Below are 19,120 nucleotides of genomic sequence, written 5' to 3' on the forward strand. Positions count from 1 at the left end.
GGGCGGGGGGGCGCGGTGCGGCGGCGGAGGAAGCGGGGGAGGGCCAGGGTGACGAAGCCTTCCGCCTGCATCGCGGCCAGGCCGATGCGGGGGAGGTCGCCGGAGGCGCGGTAGACGACGAAGCGGGGTTCCCAGCGGGGGCGGAACTTGGCGTTGAACTTGTACAGGGACTCGATCTGGAACCAGCGGGACAGGAACACCAGCAGGCCGCGCCACGCGCGCAGTACCGGCCCCGCGCCGATCTTCTCGCCGCGGGCCAGTGCCGAGCGGAACATGGCGAAGTTGAGGGAGACGCGGGTGACGCCGTGGCGGGGGGCGGCCTCCAGGGCGGCCACGATGAGGAGTTCGTTCATGCCGGGGTCGGCCGCGCGGTCGCGCCGCATCAGGTCCAGGGAGACACCGTCGGGGCCCCAGGGGACGAAGTGCAGGATCGCCTTCAGGTCGCCGTACGGGCCGGGCTGGTCGTCGGTCTTGTGGGCGGTGGCGATCAGGCAGTCGCCGTCGCCCGGGTCGCCGATGCGGCCCAGCGCCATGGAGAAGCCGCGCTCGGTGTCGGTGCCGCGCCAGTCCTCCGCGGCGAGCCGAATGCGGTCCAGTTCCGCGTCGCCGAGATCACGGATGCGCCGTACCCGGGTTTCGTAGCCCGCGCGTTCGATGCGCTTGACCATCTGGCGCACGTTGCGCATCGCGCGCCCGGCCAGGGAGAAATCCGCGACGTCCACCACCGCCTCGTCGCCCAGTTCGAGCGCGTCGAGGCCGGTCTCGCGGGTCCAGACCTCGCCGCCGGTCTCGGAGCAGCCCATGACGGCGGGGGTCCAGGAGTGGGCCTTGGCCTCGTCCATGAAGCGTTCGATGGCGCCCGGCCAGGCCTCGACGTCACCGATCGGGTCGCCGCTGGCGAGCATCACGCCGGAGACGACGCGGTAGGTGACGGCGGCCTTGCCGCTGGGGGAGAAGACGACCGCCTTGTCGCGGCGCAGCGCGAAGTGGCCGAGGGAGTCGCGGCGGCCGTGCTTGTCGAGGAGGACGCGCAGCCGGTCCTCGTCCTCCGGGGTCAGGCGGGCGGCCGGGTGTTCGGGCCGGAACGCGAAGTAGATCGTCGTGATGGCGGTCAGCAGGCCGAGGGCGCCGAGCGAGTATCCGACGGTCCAGGAGGTCGGCCCGGCGTAGTCGACGGGGCCCTCGAAGCCGAACAGGCCGTACATGACGTGGGAGAGGAGCTCGGCGAGGCTGGGATCGCCGTACATGCGGTTGCTGTGGGCGCTCACTATGACCAGCCCGAGCCCGAGCGAACCGGCGCTCATCAGCACGAAGTTGGTCAGCGCGCGCCAGCGGCTGCGCGGGTCGGGCAGCGCCTCGAACTCCGTACGGTGGCGCAGCACCATCACCAGCAGGAGTACGGAGATGAGGAGCCCGACGAACGAGTGCCGGTAGGCGAACTGGGCCACGGCGCCGGCCGGCAGCAGGGCCACGGCGGCGCGCCAGGCCCGGCGCTTGCGGCGCCTGAGGCCGTGCGCGAGGAGCAGCAGGAGGACGCCGGTGCTGAGCGAGAGCGCGGCGGCGAAGGGGCCGAGCGCGCCGGGCAGCACCTCCGCGAGCGCGTGCATCCGGCTGTGCCGGAAGCGCGGGAACACGCCTGCCGCGATGTCGACCAGGCCCACGAGCGCACAGGCCCGGGCTACCCAGGCGGGGACGGCTTCGGGACGCGGACCGCGCAGTACGCGCGGCAATTGACGTGATCGTTCCGGAACCTCGCCCGACATTTCGCCATCTATCCTGACAGACATCGCATCCCATTGGTTCTGCGAGAGACCTCGAATCCGGAGCCGATCCGGCATCCGGTGGCATTGCGCCCTCTAGGACGGTGTCCCCGTGGGTGAGGTTCACTCACCCGCGGAAAGCCATATCAAAGGACAGTCAAAGTCCGGGGCAAGCTGCGGTGAAGGTACACGAAGGAAGCGGCCGTCGTCGGCGGAGAGAACGGGCAACTGCAGTCATGGGTCTCACGAGCAAGACGGTGCTGGCGCTGGCGATCCTGGCGGCCGCCCTGTTGTTCATCGGCACGATCGCGTTCTGGCCCCGGCTGGCGCGCCCCAACTGGCGGGCCGTCGGCGGCCGGGCGGTGCTGCTGCTGGCCACCCAGGTCGCGGTGTTCGCCGCGGTCGCTCTCGCCGTCAACCAGAGTTTCGGTTTCTACGCGTCCTGGGACGACCTCCTGGGCAGGGAGACCGACCAGGGCGTGGTCGTCGACCACAGCAAGGGGGCGCACCGCGACTTCCGGGTCCTCTCCACCCAGTCGGTGAGTGTGCCCGGCGGTCATATGCCCAGGGTCGGTGGACAGATCCAGAAGATCGGGGTCGTCGGCAAGAAGTCGGGCATCACCTCCCCGGCGTACGTCTATCTGCCACCGGAGTACTTCCAGCCGCGGTACGCGAAGCGCACCTTTCCGGTGGTCGTTGTCCTCACCGGCTATCCGGGGACCGCCAAGGCCCTGGTCGACAAGCTCAACTTTCCGGACACCGCGCACGGACTGGCGAGGGACGGCCGGGCGCAGCCGATGATCCTGGTGATGCTGCGGCCGACCGTGGCGCCGCCCCGGGACACCGAGTGCGTGGATGTGCCGGGCGGGCCGCAGACGGAGACGTTCTTCGCGCGGGACCTGCCCGCGGCCCTCGCCGGCCACTACCGGGTGGGTCCTGGGCCCGGCGGCTGGGGCATCATCGGCGACTCGACGGGCGGCTACTGCGCGCTGAAGATCGCGATGCACCACCCGCGCGCGTACACCGCCGCGGTGGGTCTGTCGCCGTACTACAAGGCTCCGGTCGACGCCACCACGGGGGACCTCTTCAAGGGCGACAAGAAGCTGAAGCGGGAAGCGGACCTGGAGTGGTACGCCGAGCACATGCCGGCGCCCGACGTCTCCCTGCTGGTCACCACCAGCAGGCACGGGGAGACCAACCACGGTGCGACGATGCGGTTCGTGGATCTCGTCAAGGGGAAGGCCCCGACCAGGATCTCGACGATCGTCCTGGAGAGCGGCGGCCACAACTTCAACACCTGGCGGCGCGAGATACCCGCGTCGCTGGAGTGGCTGAGCCAGCGGTTGACGGACCGCTGACGGACCGCCGGCGCCTGCCGCACACGGCGAGAACGCTGACGCCCCAAGCCTTGTAAGGGTTTCGGGCTGCAGTGTTTTTGCCGCGCGAGGCGCCAAGATTCGCCTACGCGCGGTAAGTTTCTGGCCATGCCACGTGGACGCCACCGCCATTCACCACCTCTGCACAGGTTGCTGCCTCCCGCAGCGATAGCGGGCGTCTCGCTCGCCTGCTCGCTGGGGCCATGGGTGTTCACGGATACCGGCATCCTCCGGGTGCTCGCCGCGTTCGCCGCGGCGATCACGGTCGTGGGCGCGGCTGTCATGCGCCGCTGGGACGCCGAGGCGGGCAAGCAGGTCGCCGACCTCACGCGCGCGCGTGCGGGCGACGACTGGCGGCACGAGGAGCGCGTCGCGGAACTGGAGACCGACCTGGAGGAGTCCCGCGAACTGCGCGCCAAGCTGGAGCAGAAGCTGCGCGCGAAGCGCACCGAGCTCCAGGGCCTGCGCAACGAGCACGCGGCGCTGCTGCGGCGGTACGCCACGGCGGAGACCGAGCGGGCCAGCGCGCTGGAGGGCCGGCGACTGCTGGAGCTCGAGGTGTCGGAACCGGCGCAGGACGCGGACACGCACGCGGGTGCGGGCGCAGGCGTGAAGGTGCCCGCTGCCAGGAGCTCGGCGCGGGAGCTTCCCGCCGGGTCCGGCAAGGCGGCGAAGGCGACGGACGAGGCCGACTCCGACGCGGCGGCACTGGACGCGGCGGCAGGTGTGTCGGCGGCGCCGGACGACGGGGACGGGGACGGGGACGCGGAGGAGACCTCGGCGGCACCGGCGATCTTCTCCCCGGCGGGTTCCTCGCTCTTCCTGCGGGCGCAGGCTGCGCTGGCCAGATTCGACGGTGAGGCTCCGAGGAGGACCGAACCGGCCCCTGTCGCCGCGAAGGTGTCCGCAGCGGTCTCAGCGGCCCCCAAGGCCCTTGACGGCGCCGCCGTCGGCAAGGCGGAGGCCGCGCTGGAGGACGAGGCGAAGGGGAAGTCCGAGGCGGCTCGCGGGCATACGCGCGCCGCCGCCACCTCCGGCTCCACCTCCACCTCCACCGAGGCGAAGCCCGCCAACCCCACGCGCGGTGACGGGCACTACACCGTGCCGACCGCGGTGGCCGTCGTACCGACCAGCGCGCCCGTACGCAGGCCCCCGGCCGAGGGCGGGTTCGACTTCTTCGGTACGCAGAAGGAGACGGCGTCGGCCGCGCTGGACGCCGTGCAGAACGAGGACCTCGCCGACGTCGTCGGTCAGGAGGCCCTCGCGCTGCACAAGGCGGAGTCCGAGGCGCAGTTCAAGCCGGCGGACGAGCAGTCGCGCGGCATCGGAATCAGCCAGGTCATCGACCTGACGGCGCACGACGAGACCGAGCAGATCGACCTCCAGGGGCTGCGGAGCGCGGTGTCCTGACGGTCGGTCATCTCCTGTCGCGCCGTCACGTCCGGTACCCGAGGTCCCCCGTTGGCCCTGTTACGCCATCCAGCGGTCCGGTCGTGCGTCCCGCCGTCCCGTCCGGGAGCGCTCCGCCTGACCCCGGAGCAGCTCCGCGGCCTCCTGTGCGTCCCGTAGACCGGCTGTGACCGTCCTGTTGGCCCCCGTGTCCACGTGGACGTCCGCGAGGCCCTTGAAGCGCGCCCAGGGCCCCTGCTCCAGCCGTACGCTCTGGACCTTGGCGTGCGGGACCAGGGCGATGCTGCGGCTGAGCAGCCCGTGCCGGGAGACGAAGACGCTGTCGGTGACGGCGATGCCGTAGCCGCGCCACCAGAACGGCAGGCACCAGCCCGCCCGGCGCGGCGGACGCGACAGGGACGCGGGCACGGTCACCCCGGGCAGCACCTGCCCTATGACCGCCTCCGCGATCTCGCGCGGAGCGACCGGCACCAGCACCGAGTTCGACGAACCCGCCACGTCCAGCTCCACCCGGACCCAGCCGCGCCGCCGCCACAGCAGCGGCTCCACGATCCTTACGGTCTGCACGCGCCCCGGCGGCACCGTCTCGTGCGTACGGTCCAGGAGGCCGTGGTCGATGCGCAGCCCGTCGGGGGACTCGCCGACCGTCCAGTCGTACTCGCTGATGAACCGCCCCACGCTGCTCGCGCCCGCCGCGCCGAGCAGCGGGACGCCGGTCGCGAGGACTGTCCACAGGCTGTGGGTGGCGAACCAGAGGACCGGCGGTACGACCAGCGCGGCGGCCAGCGCTCCCCAGGTCGAGCCGGTCAGCACCAGGGAGACGGCGAGCACGCGCGCGGGGACGTGCAGCAGCTGCCGGGCCGGTGCCTCGCCCACCTCGTGCGCGGTCTCGGGCGCGAACCCGGCCGCGCGGGCGAGGAGTTCGGCCCGCAGGGCACGCGCGTGCGCCTCGCCCAGGTAGGCCAGCTCGTCCTTCTTGTCCGTCCCGACGACGTCCAGCTTGAGCTTGGCGACGCCCGCGACCCGGGCCAGCAGCGGCTGGGTGATGTCGACGGCCTGGATGCGTTCGAGCCGGATGTGCGCGGTGCGCCGGAACAACAGGCCGGTGCGTATGCGCAGTTCGCTGTCGGTCACCGCGAAGTGGGTGAACCACCAGGTCAGGAAGCCGTACAGGGCGCCGCCCACGAGGCACGCGGCGAGGCCGAGCAGCAGGGTCGTGGTCGTCAGCCGGGTCAGCTGCCGCTGCGCCTGGTCGGGGTCGTGCACGCCCCACCCGATGAGCACGGCGACCGGCGCCCACGCCCGCCTGAGCGGTGTGACGGGATGCAGCCGCTGCTCGACGACCGGCTGCTTGCCGTCCTGCGTCGGTACGTCCGTCTCGGCGCCGGGGGTCGTCACAGCCCCGCCGATCGGGCCTGGCCGAGCTCGGTGAGCCGGTCCCGCAGGCGTTCCGCCTCCGCCGGTTCGAGGCCGGGGATGAGCGCGTCGGTCGCGGCGGCCGCCGTGTGCAGCTGCACGCTCGCCAGCCCGAAGTGCCGCGCGACGGGCCCCGACGTCACCTCGACCAGCTGCATCCGCCCGTACGGCACGATCGTCTCCTCGCGCCACAGCACACCCCTGCTGATCAGCAGGTCGTCGGCGCGCTCGGCGTACCGCCAGGAGGCCCAGTTGCGGCCCAGCAGCGGCCAGCCCCACAGCAGCAGGCCGAGCGGCAGCAACGCGAAGGCGGCCCAGGCCGGCCCGGCGAGCAGGCCGAGCAGCAGCGCCGTACCGAGTGTCAGCGGTGCCAGCCAGACCACCAGCAGCAGTCGGCGCATCCGCAGTAAGTCCCTGGGCAGCCCCCGCCACACCGGCTCGTCGTGCGATTCGTCCCGCGTTTCGCCCGTGGTCTCCGGGCTCCCCGTCTCCATGGCGCAAGCGTACGTACGACAGACTGTCTCCATGAGTCCCACGACGGAGTCCACGGAACCCACGGAGACCATCGTCGGTATCGGCGGCGCCGCGGAGAGCACCGACATGGTGCTCAACATCGGACCCCAGCACCCCTCCACGCACGGCGTGCTGCGGCTGCGGCTCGTGCTCGACGGCGAACGGATCCAGCACGCGGAGCCGGTGATCGGCTATATGCACCGCGGTGCCGAGAAGCTCTTCGAGGCGCGTGACTACCGTCAGATCATCATGCTGGCGAACCGGCACGACTGGCTGTCGGCGTTCTCCAACGAGCTGGGCGTGGTCCTCGCCGTGGAGCGGATGCTCGGTATGGAGGTCCCCACGCGCGCGGTGTGGACGCGCACGCTGCTCGCGGAGCTGAACCGGGTGCTCAACCACCTGATGTTCCTGGGCTCGTATCCGCTGGAACTGGGCGGGATCACCCCGATCTTCTACGCCTTCACCGAGCGCGAGGAACTCCAGCACGTCATGGAGGAGCTCTCCGGCGGGCGCATGCACTACATGTTCAACCGTGTGGGCGGCCTCAAGGAGGACCTCCCGGCGGGCTGGACCACACGCGCGCGTGCCGTCGTCTCGGCCGTGCGCTCCCGCATGGACCGGTTCGACGACCTGGTGATCGGCAACGAGATCTTCCGGGGGCGCACGCGCGGCGTGGGCGTGCTCTCGGCGGAGGCCGTGCACGCGTACGGCGTGAGCGGGCCGATCGCGCGGGCCTCGGGCGTGGACTTCGACCTGCGCCGGGACGAGCCGTATCTGGCGTACGGGGAGCTCCAGGACACCCTGAAGGTGGTGACCCGGCAGGAGGGCGACTGTCTCGCCCGCTTCGAATGCCTGCTGGAGCAGACGCACAACGCCCTCGACCTCGCCGACGCCTGCCTCGACCGTCTCGCCGAGCTGGAGCCCGGCCCGATCAACCAGCGCCTGCCGAAGGTGCTGAAGGCGCCCGAGGGGCACACGTACGCGTGGACCGAGAACCCCCTCGGCATCAACGGCTACTACCTCGTCAGCAAGGGCGAGAAGACCCCGTACCGGCTGAAGCTGCGCTCGGCCTCCTACAACAACATCCAGGCGCTGGCCGTCCTGCTGCCCGGGACGCTGGTCGCGGACATGGTGGCGATCCTGGGGTCGCTGTTCTTCGTGGTCGGAGACATCGACAAGTAGGGCCTCGCGGCCTCACCGGAGCGGGTCGGGGATTCCCGCGGGCTCCACCAGCCACCCGAAGTCCCCGAGTCCGCCCGTCGCCGTCAGCTCGGCGGCCTCTCCGGCGCCCGCCAGGGCCCGTACGTACGCGGCGGGGTCCGTGGACGCCAGGGACAGCGGGGGGCGCTCCCCGGCCACCCCGAGGGCGTGCAGGGCCTCCCGCTGGGTCAGCAGGCGTGCTCCGGGGCCCGCGCAGGCGTCCAGTGCCACATGGGCGGTCAGGTCGCACGAGCCGTCCGGCACGGGCGCGCTCTCGCGTCCGGCCCGGAAGCCGGTGAGCGTCCCGAAGGGCGGCCTGGCGCCGGCCGTGTGCGCGTAGTCGACGGCGACGGCGAGCCCCCGGTCGACCGTGGCTGCGGCGGCGGCCCAGGCGGTGTCCCTGGGGAGCCCGATCTCGGCCCGCAGCCCCGGCTCCGGCGGCAGCGGCCACCACCGTGCCAGCCACCGCGCGTCCGCACCGGCGACCGGCTCCCCGAGCCGCTCGGTCCCGTCCCGGCGTACGAGGACCAGGCGCGGTACGCCCGTCGGGTCGACCTCCGCCACCTCCACGGGGACGTTGTCCAGCCACTCGTTGGCGAACAGCAGGCCGGTGACGCCGCCGGGCGGCTCGGTCAGCCACTCGACCCGGTGATCGAGGCCCGCAGGGCGGTCGGCCAGCTCGACGGCGTACCCGCGCGCGCGGGCGGCCACCGCCGGGGGCAGGGCCGCGAGGACGCCGGTGACGAGTTCGCCCCGGCCTGCGCCCATGTCGACGAAGCCGAGCGACGCGGGGCGGCCAAGTGCCTCGTCGACCCGGCACAGCAGCCGTGCCACGGCACCGGCGAAGAGCGGCGAGGCGTGGACGGACGTACGGAAGTGCCCGGCGGGCCCCTCGGGCCGGCGATAGAACCCGTGTTCGCCGTACAGCGCCCCCTGCGCCGCCACTCGCCAGCCACGCCACTCGCCCACCGTCTCTTCTGCCACGCGGCCAGGCTAGGTCCTGTCGACCCGCCACCCAGGGGAGAAGGCATCCACCTTGCGGAGTACGCGGGCGTGTCGCGGATCGGCCCTCCGGTTGACCCAGGCATGCACAACGCTTCCCTACGCTGGGTTACGTGCAAAGCGTCTATGACTTCCTCCGCAGACACCCGACATGGGTCGACGGCTTCTGGGCCGTCTTCCTGTTCGGGATCTCCTTGCTGAGCGGAGCCGTCCAGAGGACTCCGCACACCGTGTCGCCGGCGGTGAACGCTGTCGTGACGCTTCTGCTGTGCCTGGTGGTGGCCCTGCGTCGGCGGGTGCCCGAGCGGATGCTCGTGCTGGCCGCCGTGGTCGGGGTGGCGCAACTGGCTCTGGACGTCGAGCCGGTGCTCGCCGACTTCGCTCTGCTGGTGATCGTCTACTCCGTGGCGGCGAGCGGGCCTCCCTGGGCCTCGCGGTTCGCGCTGATCGGCGGTCTGTGCGCGTCCCCGCTGGCCCAGTTGCGCTGGCCGGAGGAGGAGTCGAGCGCCGCGGGCAGGCTCGCCCTGGTGGTCTTCCTGGCGGTGCCGTTCGCCCTTGCCTGGGTGCTCGGCGACTCGCTGCGCACCCGCCGCGCCTACTTCGCCCAGCTCGAGGAGCGCGCCGCCCGCCTGGAGAAGGAGCGCGAGGCGCAGGCCAAGGTCGCGGTCGCCGCCGAGCGCGCCAGGATCGCCCGTGAGCTGCACGACGTCGTCGCGCACAACGTCTCCGTGATGGTGGTCCAGGCCGACGGCGCCGCCTATGTCCTCGACACCGCCCCCGACCAGGCGAAGAAGGCCCTGGAGACCATCTCGGGCACCGGCCGCCAGGCCCTCGCCGAGATGCGCCGGCTGCTGGGTGTCCTGCGCACCGGCGAGCACGAGGAGGGCGGCGAGTACGTGCCGCAGCCCGACGTCGAGCAGCTCGGCGACCTGATCGAGCAGTGCCGTACGTCGGGCCTGCCCGTCGACTACAAGATCGAGGGCACCCCTCGCCCGCTGCCCAGCGGGGTGGAGCTGACGGCGTACCGCATCGTGCAGGAGGCGCTCACCAACACCCGCAAGCACGGCGGCCCGAACACCGGAGCGAGCGTGCGCCTGGTCTACTTCGACGACGGTCTCGGCCTGCTCGTCGAGGACGACGGCAAGGGCGCACCGCACGAGCACTACGAGGACGGCGGCGTCGACGGACAGGGGCACGGCCTGATCGGCATGCGCGAGCGCGTCGGCATGGTGGGCGGCACCCTGGACGCCGGCCCGCGCCCGGGCGGCGGCTTCCGCATCAGCGCCCTGCTGCCGCTCAAACCCGCCCACTGACACGTGCCCGCTCGATCAACGCACTGACGTTCGATACGGACCTACCGGAGGACCCCGCCATGCACATCCGTGTGATGCTCGTCGACGACCAGGTACTGCTGCGCACCGGGTTCCGGATGGTGCTCGACGCTCAGCCGGACATGGAGGTCGTCGCGGAGGCGGGTGACGGCGTCGAGGCTCTCCAGGTGCTGCGGGAGACCGAGGTCGACGTGGTGCTGATGGACGTGCGCATGCCGAAGCTGGACGGGGTGGAGACCACCCGGCGCGTCTGCCAGGGCGACAACCCGCCCAAGGTGCTGATCCTGACCACCTTCGACCTCGACGAGTACGCCTTCTCGGGGCTGAAGGCCGGCGCGTCCGGCTTCATGCTCAAGGACGTGCCGCCCGGCGAGCTCCTCACCGCCATCCGCTCCGTGCACAGCGGCGACGCGGTCGTGGCCCCCTCGACGACCCGGCGGCTCCTCGACCGCTTCGCACCCATGCTGCCGAGCACCGGCGAGCAGCCCCAGTACAAGGAACTGGAACGGCTCACCGGCCGTGAGCGCGAGGTCATGATCCTCGTCGCCCAGGGCCTGTCGAACGGCGAGATCGCGGCCCGCCTGGTGCTGTCGGAGGCGACCGTGAAGACCCACGTGGGCCGCATCCTGACCAAGCTGGGCCTGCGAGACCGGGTGCAGGTGGTCGTCCTCGCCTACGAGACGGGGCTCGTGCGGGCGGGCGGCGCTATCTGAGGATGCCCTCCAGGAAGTCGCTGCCCAGCCGGGCCACCATCGTCACGTCCAGTTGATGCAGGACGTACCGGCCGCGGCGGCGGGTGGTGGTCAGGCCGGCCTTTCTGAGGACGGCCAGGTGCCGGGATATCTCGGGGGCCGTCATGCTGTGCGTCCGCGCCAGCTCCGTCGTCGTGAACGAGCTGCGGGCCAGCTGGCGGCAGAGCCGCATCCGCACCGGGTGGGACAGCGCGGTCAGACGCAGGCCTAGCTGCTCGACCGAGGGCGGGGTGGCCAGCTCGGGGGAGCCCGCCGGGTAGTGCAGGACCGGCTGCCAGCCGTGCCGGTGCAGGACCATCAGATGGGGCCACCCCATGCTCGTCGGCACCAGCAGGAGGCTGCCCGACGCCGTCGTGTGGCCGTTGCCCAGCTTGTCGACGGTGATCCGGCCGGCCGCCTCCTCGAGCGTGACCGCCGACGACACCGACGCCAGCGCCTCCGTCAGCCCCTTGTGGCGCAGGAGGTCCGTCTTGTGGCGGGCGTCCGCCATGAGCTGCGGGTGCACCCGGGACCACGTCTCGGCGAAGAATGCCTCCTCGCAGTCCGCGAACAACTGTCGCAGCCAGGCGCGGATCCGGGGCGGGTCGTCCAGCAGGCGCCTGGTGAACCGCACCTGGAGGGGGCTGCGCGAGGCGGCCAGATCTAGGGCCCGCTGGCGCGCCCCGGGGTCGGTGAGCGCGCCGAATCCCTGCTCGTCGTACGGCAGCGCGCAGGTGAACTCCAGGCACGAGTCCACGAACTGTTCGTCCGTCAACCGGTCCAGCTGGTCGAGTTCCGCGCCGAGCGTGCCGGCGGGGAGCGTGCCCGCGCCCAGGCCCGCGTACGGCAGGAAGATGTCCGGGAACGTGGAGCGCCACAGGAAGTCGGCCTCGCACATCCGGTCGGCCAGATGCGGGTCGAGCCCGGCGGTCACCCCCGTCGCCCAGCCCCGCAGCCGGGGGTGGTGTCCCGGCTCGGTCAGCGCGTGCAGCGCCATGCCGAGCTCGGCCAGTGGCGAGGGCACGACGGTGATCCGCTCCCGCCCCAGCCCGCACAGGTCGATGCTGACGCTCATGCGTTCATGGTGCACCCCACCACTGACAACGCCCCCGAAAACGCCCGCGCGGACCCTACAGACGCGCCACGAACTCCGTCACCGCCGCCTTCACGTCCTCCGCCGTCCACTCCAGGCCGGCGGCGCGCACGAACACCTCGGTGACCGCGAGACCCGGGCCGCCGCGGTGCCACTCGTTGGCGAACAGGACGGTCTTCGTCTCCTCGCCGTGCCGGATCGCGGCCTCCGCGACGGCCTCGTGGTCGTACGGCAGCCAGACCTGGAACTCGTTGGTGTGCGGCACCTCCGGGTGAACGCGCGCCCACGGCACCCCGGCCGCCGCGAAACCCTCGCGCAGCGCGGCGGCGACCACGCGCGCGTGGGCCACGTACTCCGGGAGGCGGGGCAGCTCCCGGTCCAGGCCGACCAGCGCCGACAGGACGGTCGGGAACTGCTGGAAGATCGCGCCGCCGTACCGGTGGCGCCAGGCCTTCGCCTCGTCGACGAGGGTCCGCGGGCCCGCCAGTACGGCGCCGCCGTAGCCGTCGAGGGACTTGTAGAACGACACGTAGACGCTGTCCGCGAGGCCCGCGATCTCGTCCACAGGGCGCCCGAAATGGGTGGTGGACTCCCACAGGCGGGCCCCGTCGAAGTGCACCACCGCGTCGCGCTCCCGCGCCGCCGCCACGACCTCGGTCAGCTCCTCCCAGGTGGGCAGCACGAAACCGGCGTCCCGGAGGGGCAGTTCCAGCATCAGCGCCCCGAAGGGCTCGTCGAAGTCGCGCACTTCGTCGGCCGTCGGCATCCGGGGCTCGCTCGTCACCCGGAGCGGGCGCAGTCCGCTGACCGTGCCGAACGCGTTCCGCTCGTGCATCTCGGGGTGGGCGAGCGCGTGCAGGGCCACCGCCGGGTTGCCGGTGCGGCCCGCCCAGCAGCGCAGGGCCACCTGCTGGGCCATCGTGCCGGTCGGGAAGAAGGCGGCGGCCTCCTTGCCGAGCAGCCCGGCGGTCCGCTCCTCCAGGGTCTCGACGATCCCGCCGCCGTAGATGTCGGACGGCTCGTCCAGGTCGTACGACTCCCGTGCCTCGTCGAGCAGCGCCAGCCGCTGCCCGATCGTCCCCAGGAACCCGGGGCGCGCCAGGACCCGTTCGGCGTCCCGGAGCGCGGCCCTGCGCCGCAACCGCCGCTCGTCCCCGCCCTGCTTCTCGCCGGGATCGTCGCCCGGTCGCCCGCTCTCTTCGGCCGTATCGCTCATGCTCGCGATCATGCCGTGCGCGGGTTCAGGGGTCACGCGGATTTCCCCTCGCCCCCTGTGCGGGCGGCGTACGGGCGCCCACAGCCTGTGGACAACCGACGCCCCTCGGACCAATCGCGTTAACATGACGAGAAATCGTCCGGTACATCGTCCGGTACCCCGAGCGGACTGGAACGGGAAGGCCGCCGTCGAGTGAGTACATTCCAACAGCCAGACCCCAGGGACCGTCCCGCCCGGCTCACCGTCGGCGTGGTCGGCGCCGGTCGCGTGGGCCCCGCGCTGGCCGCCTCCCTGCAACTCGCCGGGCACCGTCCGGTGGCCGTCTCCGCGGTCTCCGACGCCTCCGTCCGCAGAGCCGCCGAACTGCTCCCGGACGTGCCCGTCGTATCGACCGCCCAGGTCATGGAGCGCGCCGAACTCGTCCTGCTGACCGTCCCGGACGACGCCCTGCCCGGGCTCGTCGAGGGGCTCGCCGAGACCGGCGCCGTGCGACCCGGCCAGCTGCTCGTGCACACCTCCGGGCGGTACGGCGCGAAGGTCCTGGACCCCGCCCTGCGGGCCGGCGCGCTGCCGTTGGCCATCCACCCCGCCATGACCTTCACCGGCACTCCTGTGGACGTCCAGCGGCTCGCCGGATGCTCCTTCGGGGTCACCGCGCTCCCCGAACTGCGGCTGGCCGCCGAAGCCCTCGTCATCGAGATGGGCGGCGAGCCCGAATGGATCGCCGAGGAGAGCCGCCCGCTCTACCACGCGGCCCTCGCCCTGGGCGCCAACCACCTGGTCACCCTGGTCGCCGAGTCCATGGAACTGCTCCGCGCGGCCGGCGTCGACGCCCCCGACCGGATGCTCGGCCCGCTGCTGGGCGCCGCCCTGGACAACGCGCTGCGCTCCGGCGACGCGGCGCTCACCGGGCCCGTCGCGCGCGGGGACGCGGGCACCGTCGCCGCGCATGTCGCGGAGCTGCGCAAGCACTCCCCGCAGAGCGTCGCCGCCTATCTGGCGATGGCCCGCGCGACCGCCGACCGCGCCCTCGCGTACGGCCTGCTCAAGCCGGAGCTGGCCGAGGACCTCCTCGGGGTACTCGCGGAGGGCACCAACCCGCCCGCGAGCCCCGAGAGCCCCAAGAGCAACGGGGGAGACCGATGAGCCGCCGTCCCTTCGAACTCGCCCCGACCCTGGACGACCTGACCTCCGTACGGGACCACTTCAGCGGGTCCGGAGCGACAGCCGTCGTGATGACCATGGGCGCCCTCCACGAGGGCCACGCCACCCTGATCAGGGCCGCCCGCGCACACGTCGGCCCCCAGGGCTTCGTGACCGTCACCGTGTTCGTCAACCCCCTCCAGTTCGGCAAGGGCGAGGACCTCGACCGCTATCCGCGCACCCTCGACGCCGACCTCGCACTCGCCGAACAGGCGGGTGCGGACGCCGTGTTCGCCCCCTCCGCGGACGAGGTCTACCCGGGCGGACAGCCCCAGGTGCGGATCAGCGCGGGCCCCATGGGGGAGCGGCTGGAAGGCGCCACGCGCCCCGGGCACTTCGACGGTGTGCTCACCGTCGTCGCCAAGCTGCTCCACCTCACCCGGCCCGACGTGGCGTTCTTCGGGCAGAAGGACGCCCAGCAGCTCGCCATGATCCGCCGCATGGTCCGCGACCTGAACTTCGGCGTGGAGATCGTCGGCGTCCCGACCGTCCGCGAGGCCGACGGCCTGGCCCTGTCCAGCCGCAACCGCTACCTCTCCCCGGAGGAACGGCGTACGGCGCTCGCCCTCTCCCAGGCCCTGTTCGCCGGCAGCGACCGGCACGCCGCTCAGGAGGCGCTGCGCGCGCGGGCCCGCGAAGTGCCCGCCACACACGCGCGTGCCCAGGCCCTCAGCGCGATCGGTGAATCCCGCGCCGCCGCCGACGCGCACGCCGTCGCCCAGGTCCCCGGCGGCGGACCCGCCGCCATCCGGGCCGCCGCACGCCTCCTCCTGGACGACGCGGCCCGCCTGCGGCCCGCGCTGGTCCTCGACTACCTCGCCCTGGTCGACCCCGCCGACTTCACCGAGATCCCGGACGACTTCACGGGCGAAGCCGTCCTCGCCGTCGCAGCCAAGGTCGGGACGACCCGGCTGATCGACAACATCCCTCTCCATTTCGGAACCCCCGGAGCCGCCTCGTGAGCACCACAGGCCCCACCGCCGGCCAACGCACCGGCATACGGCTGCACGCCCCCGCCCCCGGCTGGGCCCTCGCCGCGGATGTCGTGGTCGTCGGCTCCGGTGTCGCCGGCCTCACCGCCGCGCTGCGCTGCGACGCGGCCGGCCTGAAGACGGTCGTCGTCACCAAGGCCCGCCTCGACGACGGCTCCACCCGCTGGGCCCAGGGCGGCATCGCGGCGGCCCTGGGCGAGGGCGACACCCCCGAACAGCACCTGGACGACACCCTGGTGGCAGGCGTGGGCCTGTGCGACGAGGAGGCCGTCCGGATCCTCGTCACGGAGGGCCCGGACGCCGTACGGCGGCTCATCGAGACCGGCGCCCACTTCGACGAGTCCTCCGAGGGGCGACTGGAGCTGACCCGCGAGGGCGGCCACCACCGCCGCCGGATAGCGCACGCGGGCGGCGACGCCACCGGCGCGGAGATCTCCCGCGCGCTCGTCGAGGCGGTCCGCGCGCGGGGCCTGCGCACGGTCGAGAACGCGCTCGTCCTGGACCTCCTGACGGACGCCGACGGCCGTACGGCGGGCGTGACCCTGCACGTCATGGGAGAGGGCCAGCACGACGGTGTAGGGGCCGTCCACGCCCCCGCCGTGGTCCTCGCCACCGGCGGCATGGGCCAGGTCTTCTCGGCGACCACCAACCCGTCCGTGTCGACCGGCGACGGCGTCGCCCTCGCCCTGCGCGCGGGCGCCGAGGTCAGCGACCTCGAGTTCGTCCAGTTCCACCCCACGGTGCTCTTCCTGGGGGCCGACGCCGAGGGCCAGCAGCCGCTCGTCTCCGAGGCGGTACGCGGTGAGGGCGCCCATCTCGTCGACGCCGACGGCGTGCGCTTCATGACCGGCCAGCACGAACTCGGCGAACTCGCGCCCCGGGACATCGTCGCCAAGGGCATCACGCGCCGCATGCAGGAACAGGGCGCCGAACACATGTTCCTGGACGCCCGGCACTTCGGCGCCCACATGTGGGAGAACCGCTTCCCGACGATCCTCGCCGCCTGCCGCGCCCACGGCATCGACCCGGTCACCGAGCCCGTCCCGGTCGCCCCTGCCGCCCACTACGCCTCCGGCGGCGTCCGCACCGACTCCCGGGGCCGCACGACCGTCCCCGGCCTGTACGCGTGCGGTGAGGTCGCCTGCACCGGCGTGCACGGCGCCAACCGGCTCGCCTCCAACTCGCTCCTGGAGGGCCTGGTCTACGCCGAGCGCATCGTCGCCGACATCATCGCGGCCCACACCGGAAACGGCCTCCACGCGCGCGTACCCGCCCCCGTGCCGCACCCGGAGAAGCCCGCACACCCGCTCCTCGCGCCCGAGGCCCGCTTCGCGATCCAGCGCGTCATGACCGAGGGCGCCGGAGTGCTGCGCTCCGCCGCCTCCCTGGACACCGCCGCCGCGGCCATCCAGAAACTGCACACCGACGCCCGCGACGCCCTCGACGAGAACGGCAAGACCGCCGAGCCCGGCGTCGACACCTGGGAGGCCACCAACCTCCTGTGCGTGGCCCGCGTCCTGGTCGCCGCCGCCCGCCTGCGCGAGGAGACCCGCGGCTGCCACTGGCGCGAGGACCACGCCGAGCGCGACGACACGACCTGGCGCCGCCACATCGTCGTACGGCTGAATCCCGACCGGACGCTGGCCGTACACACCACCGACACCGCAGACTTCCCCCCGACCCGGCATCATCAGCCGGAGCACCGTCCCCAGGAGCAGTGACAGAAGTGACCACCCCCGACCTTCCCCTCGCCCAGAGCGGCGGCTGCGGCGACGGCTGCGCCTGCGGCGACGCCTCCGACATGGCAGACGAGATGTACCTGGAGTGCGGCCTCGACCCCGCGCTCGCCGCCCTCCTCGCCGACGCCGGCCTCGACCCGCTGGAGGTCGAGGACATCGCCAACGTCGCCATCCAGGAGGACCTCGACAACGGTGTGGACGTGACGACCGTCGCGACCATCCCCGAGGACGCCCGCGCCACCGCCGACTTCACCGCCCGCGAAGGGGGCGTCGTCGCCGGTCTGCGGATCGCCGAGGCGGTCGTCTCCGTGGTCTGCACCGACGAGTTCGAGGTCGAGCGGCACGTCGAGGACGGCGACCGCGTCGAGGCCGGCCAGAAGCTGCTCAGCGTCACGACCCGCACCCGTGACCTCCTGACGGCCGAGCGCAGCGCCCTCAACATCCTGTGCCGCCTGTCCGGCATCGCGACCGCCACGCGCGCGTGGGCGGACGTCCTGGAGGGCACCAAGGCGCGCGTCCGCGACACCCGCAAGACGACGCCCGGCCTGCGCTCCCTGGAGAAGTACGCGGTCCGCTGCGGCGGCGGCGTCAACCACCGCATGTCCCTGTCGGACGCGGCACTCGTCAAGGACAACCATGTGGTCGCCGCCGGCGGCGTCGCCCAGGCCTTCGAAGCGGTCCGGGAAGCCTTCCCGGACGTCCCGATCGAGGTCGAGGTCGACACGCTGAGCCAGCTGCGCGAGGTGCTCGACGCGGGCGCCGACCTGATCCTCCTGGACAACTTCACCCCCGGGGAGTGCGACGAGGCCGTGGCGGTCGTCGACGGCCGCGCCCTGCTGGAGGCCTCGGGCCGGCTCGCCTTGGAGAACGCCAAGGAATACGCCGACACCGGCGTCGACTACCTGGCGGTCGGCGCCCTCACCCACTCCGCGCCGATCCTCGACATCGGTCTCGACCTGCGAGCGGCGGAGTAGGTACACGGCCATGCTGCTGACCATCGACGTGGGAAACACGCACACCGTCCTCGGGCTCTTCGACGGCGACGAGATCGTCGAACACTGGCGCATCTCCACCGACGCGCGCCGCACGGCCGACGAGCTCGCGGTCCTCCTCCAGGGCCTCATGGGCATGCACCCGCTCCTCGGCGACGAGCTGGGCGACGGCATCGACGGCATCGCCATCTGCGCGACCGTGCCGTCCGTGCTGCACGAGCTGCGCGAGGTGACACGGCGGTACTACGGCGATGTGCCCGCGGTGCTGGTCGAACCCGGCGTGAAGACGGGCGTACCGATCCTCACCGACAACCCGAAGGAGGTCGGCGCGGACCGCATCATCAACGCGGTCGCCGCCGTCGAGCTCTACGGGGGCCCCGCGATCGTCGTCGACTTCGGTACGGCGACCACGTTCGACGCGGTGTCCGCGCGCGGGGAGTACGTCGGCGGGGTCATCGCCCCCGGGATCGAGATCTCCGTCGAGGCGCTCGGGGTGCGCGGGGCGCAGCTGCGGAAGATCGAGGTGGCGCGGCCCCGCGCGGTGATCGGCAAGAACACGGTCGAGGCGATGCAGGCGGGCATCATCTACGGGTTCGCCGGTCAGGTCGACGGTGTGGTGACCCGGATGGCGAAGGAGCTGGCCGAGGACCCGGACGACGTGACGGTGATCGCCACGGGCGGCCTGGCGCCGATGGTGCTCGGGGAGGCGTCGGTGATCGACGAGCACGAGCCGTGGCTGACGCTGATCGGGCTGCGGCTGGTGTACGAGCGGAACGTGTCCCGTATGTGACCACCGCAGGTCCACCTGGGTGTCTCCCTGCGCCACACCCTCCTTTCGATGTCGAGTTTGTCTGATTAGCGCGTATCGTCGCCGCATGCCCACGCCATTCGGATCTCGCGGCGGCATGGCGTTCGGTGCGGAGGAGCTGCGTGTGCTCCGTCGCGCTCTCGCCCTCGCCCTCCACCCCGGCCCCGCCTCCGCCTCCGCCTCCGCCCAGGACGTCCAGGACTGTCTCCGGCTCGCCGAGTCCGTCGACGAGGCGACGCGGGAGGGGGTCAGGCTGCGGGCCTTCCTCGTGGCCGACCTCGCCCGCTACCGCGCCGCCCTGCCCGGCACCGCCGCAGGCTTTCTCACGCTCCTGGAGG

At 72.6% G+C, this 19,120-nt stretch carries 16 protein-coding genes and 1 pseudogene; 11 read left to right on the plus strand and 6 right to left on the minus strand.

Translation table 11 applies throughout. The features are described from left to right. The coding region (locus tag ADL01_RS08065; protein ID WP_053741230.1) for a phosphatidylglycerol lysyltransferase domain-containing protein at window positions 1-1,763 on the minus strand (1,763 nt) is incomplete at its 3' end. A gap of 233 nt (window positions 1,764-1,996) precedes the next feature. Between ADL01_RS08065 and ADL01_RS08070 the strand changes: the two genes are divergently transcribed. Then, a complete protein-coding gene (locus ADL01_RS08070) occupies window positions 1,997-3,118 on the plus strand; it encodes an alpha/beta hydrolase (protein WP_053741219.1) in 1,122 nt (373 codons plus the stop codon). 126 nt (window positions 3,119-3,244) lie between these two features. After that, window positions 3,245-4,546, plus strand: a complete 1,302-nt coding sequence (locus ADL01_RS08075; protein WP_078960388.1) for a hypothetical protein — start codon at window positions 3,245-3,247, stop codon at window positions 4,544-4,546. Between the two features lie 60 nt (window positions 4,547-4,606). Here ADL01_RS08075 and ADL01_RS08080 read toward each other — a convergent pair whose 3' ends face one another. Beyond that, entirely contained in the window at window positions 4,607-5,944 is a 1,338-nt protein-coding gene (locus ADL01_RS08080; RefSeq protein WP_053741220.1) for a PH domain-containing protein, read from the minus strand. Then, window positions 5,941-6,456: a PH domain-containing protein gene (locus tag ADL01_RS08085; protein ID WP_053741221.1), complete on the minus strand. Its 516-nt coding sequence runs from the start codon at window positions 6,454-6,456 to the stop codon at window positions 5,941-5,943. The genes ADL01_RS08080 and ADL01_RS08085 overlap by 4 nt, the downstream gene beginning before the upstream one ends. A 31-nt stretch (window positions 6,457-6,487) precedes the next feature. On the opposite strand from ADL01_RS08085, the gene ADL01_RS08090 reads away from it, so the two are divergent. After that, window positions 6,488-7,657, plus strand: a complete 1,170-nt coding sequence (locus tag ADL01_RS08090) for an NADH-quinone oxidoreductase subunit D (protein WP_053741222.1) — start codon at window positions 6,488-6,490, stop codon at window positions 7,655-7,657. A gap of 12 nt (window positions 7,658-7,669) precedes the next feature. Here ADL01_RS08090 and ADL01_RS08095 read toward each other — a convergent pair whose 3' ends face one another. Next, window positions 7,670-8,659 (minus strand): SAM-dependent methyltransferase, encoded by a 990-nt coding sequence (locus ADL01_RS08095; RefSeq protein ID WP_053741223.1) that lies wholly within the window; start codon window positions 8,657-8,659, stop codon window positions 7,670-7,672. A 131-nt stretch (window positions 8,660-8,790) separates the two neighbouring features. On the opposite strand from ADL01_RS08095, the gene ADL01_RS08100 reads away from it, so the two are divergent. Together ADL01_RS08100 and ADL01_RS08105 are read left to right on the plus strand one after the other, a co-directional pair. After that, the gene (locus ADL01_RS08100; protein WP_053741224.1) at window positions 8,791-9,990 is read left to right on the plus strand and encodes a sensor histidine kinase; all 1,200 of its coding nucleotides are present in this window, start codon (window positions 8,791-8,793) and stop codon (window positions 9,988-9,990) included. A 59-nt stretch (window positions 9,991-10,049) separates the two neighbouring features. Beyond that, on the plus strand, window positions 10,050-10,721 hold the full coding sequence (locus tag ADL01_RS08105; protein WP_053741225.1) for a response regulator transcription factor: 672 nt from the start codon (window positions 10,050-10,052) through the stop codon (window positions 10,719-10,721). Here the strand turns inward: ADL01_RS08105 and ADL01_RS08110 are convergent. Beyond that, window positions 10,714-11,814, minus strand: a complete 1,101-nt coding sequence (locus tag ADL01_RS08110) for a DUF5937 family protein (protein ID WP_053741226.1) — start codon at window positions 11,812-11,814, stop codon at window positions 10,714-10,716. The genes ADL01_RS08105 and ADL01_RS08110 overlap by 8 nt on opposite strands. A gap of 55 nt (window positions 11,815-11,869) precedes the next feature. Further along, complete coding sequence (locus ADL01_RS08115; RefSeq protein WP_053741232.1) at window positions 11,870-13,048, minus strand: threonine aldolase family protein; 1,179 nt, start codon at window positions 13,046-13,048, stop codon at window positions 11,870-11,872. A 192-nt stretch (window positions 13,049-13,240) separates the two neighbouring features. Between ADL01_RS08115 and ADL01_RS08120 the strand changes: the two genes are divergently transcribed. The 6 genes and pseudogenes from ADL01_RS08120 to ADL01_RS08145 all read left to right on the plus strand — a co-directional run. After that, window positions 13,241-14,194: a Rossmann-like and DUF2520 domain-containing protein gene (locus ADL01_RS08120; protein ID WP_053741227.1), complete on the plus strand. Its 954-nt coding sequence runs from the start codon at window positions 13,241-13,243 to the stop codon at window positions 14,192-14,194. After that, the gene (gene panC / locus ADL01_RS08125) at window positions 14,191-15,213 is read left to right on the plus strand and encodes a pantoate--beta-alanine ligase (protein ID WP_234354545.1); all 1,023 of its coding nucleotides are present in this window, start codon (window positions 14,191-14,193) and stop codon (window positions 15,211-15,213) included. Before ADL01_RS08120 ends, panC begins: the two co-directional genes overlap by 4 nt. Then, on the plus strand, window positions 15,210-16,964 hold the full coding sequence (locus ADL01_RS08130; RefSeq protein WP_053741228.1) for an L-aspartate oxidase: 1,755 nt from the start codon (window positions 15,210-15,212) through the stop codon (window positions 16,962-16,964). Before panC ends, ADL01_RS08130 begins: the two co-directional genes overlap by 4 nt. Window positions 16,965-16,969: 5 nt before the next feature. Further along, window positions 16,970-17,956, plus strand: a complete 987-nt coding sequence (gene nadC / locus ADL01_RS08135) for a carboxylating nicotinate-nucleotide diphosphorylase (RefSeq protein ID WP_053741229.1) — start codon at window positions 16,970-16,972, stop codon at window positions 17,954-17,956. Between the two features lie 10 nt (window positions 17,957-17,966). Then, entirely contained in the window at window positions 17,967-18,764 is a 798-nt protein-coding gene (locus tag ADL01_RS08140) for a type III pantothenate kinase (protein ID WP_006383273.1), read from the plus strand. 85 nt (window positions 18,765-18,849) lie between these two features. Then, window positions 18,850-19,120, plus strand: a pseudogene (locus ADL01_RS08145) (hypothetical protein); the annotation flags it as partial.

It is taken from the genome of Streptomyces sp. NRRL WC-3618 (assembly GCF_001280005.1).
In the GTDB taxonomy this organism is placed as follows: domain Bacteria; phylum Actinomycetota; class Actinomycetes; order Streptomycetales; family Streptomycetaceae; genus Streptomyces.

Coding starts and splice junctions, on each gene's coding strand:
- ADL01_RS08070 (WP_053741219.1), top strand. CDS start 1,997: ATGGGTCTCACGAGCAAGACGGTGCTGGCGCTGGCGATCCTGGCGGCC.
- ADL01_RS08105 (WP_053741225.1), top strand. CDS start 10,050: ATGCACATCCGTGTGATGCTCGTCGACGACCAGGTACTGCTGCGCACC.
- ADL01_RS08075 (WP_078960388.1), top strand. CDS start 3,245: ATGCCACGTGGACGCCACCGCCATTCACCACCTCTGCACAGGTTGCTG.
- ADL01_RS08085 (WP_053741221.1), bottom strand. CDS start 6,456: ATGGAGACGGGGAGCCCGGAGACCACGGGCGAAACGCGGGACGAATCG.
- ADL01_RS08115 (WP_053741232.1), bottom strand. CDS start 13,048: ATGAGCGATACGGCCGAAGAGAGCGGGCGACCGGGCGACGATCCCGGC.
- ADL01_RS08090 (WP_053741222.1), top strand. CDS start 6,488: ATGAGTCCCACGACGGAGTCCACGGAACCCACGGAGACCATCGTCGGT.
- ADL01_RS08110 (WP_053741226.1), bottom strand. CDS start 11,814: ATGAGCGTCAGCATCGACCTGTGCGGGCTGGGGCGGGAGCGGATCACC.
- ADL01_RS08140 (WP_006383273.1), top strand. CDS start 17,967: ATGCTGCTGACCATCGACGTGGGAAACACGCACACCGTCCTCGGGCTC.
- panC (WP_234354545.1), top strand. CDS start 14,191: ATGAGCCGCCGTCCCTTCGAACTCGCCCCGACCCTGGACGACCTGACC.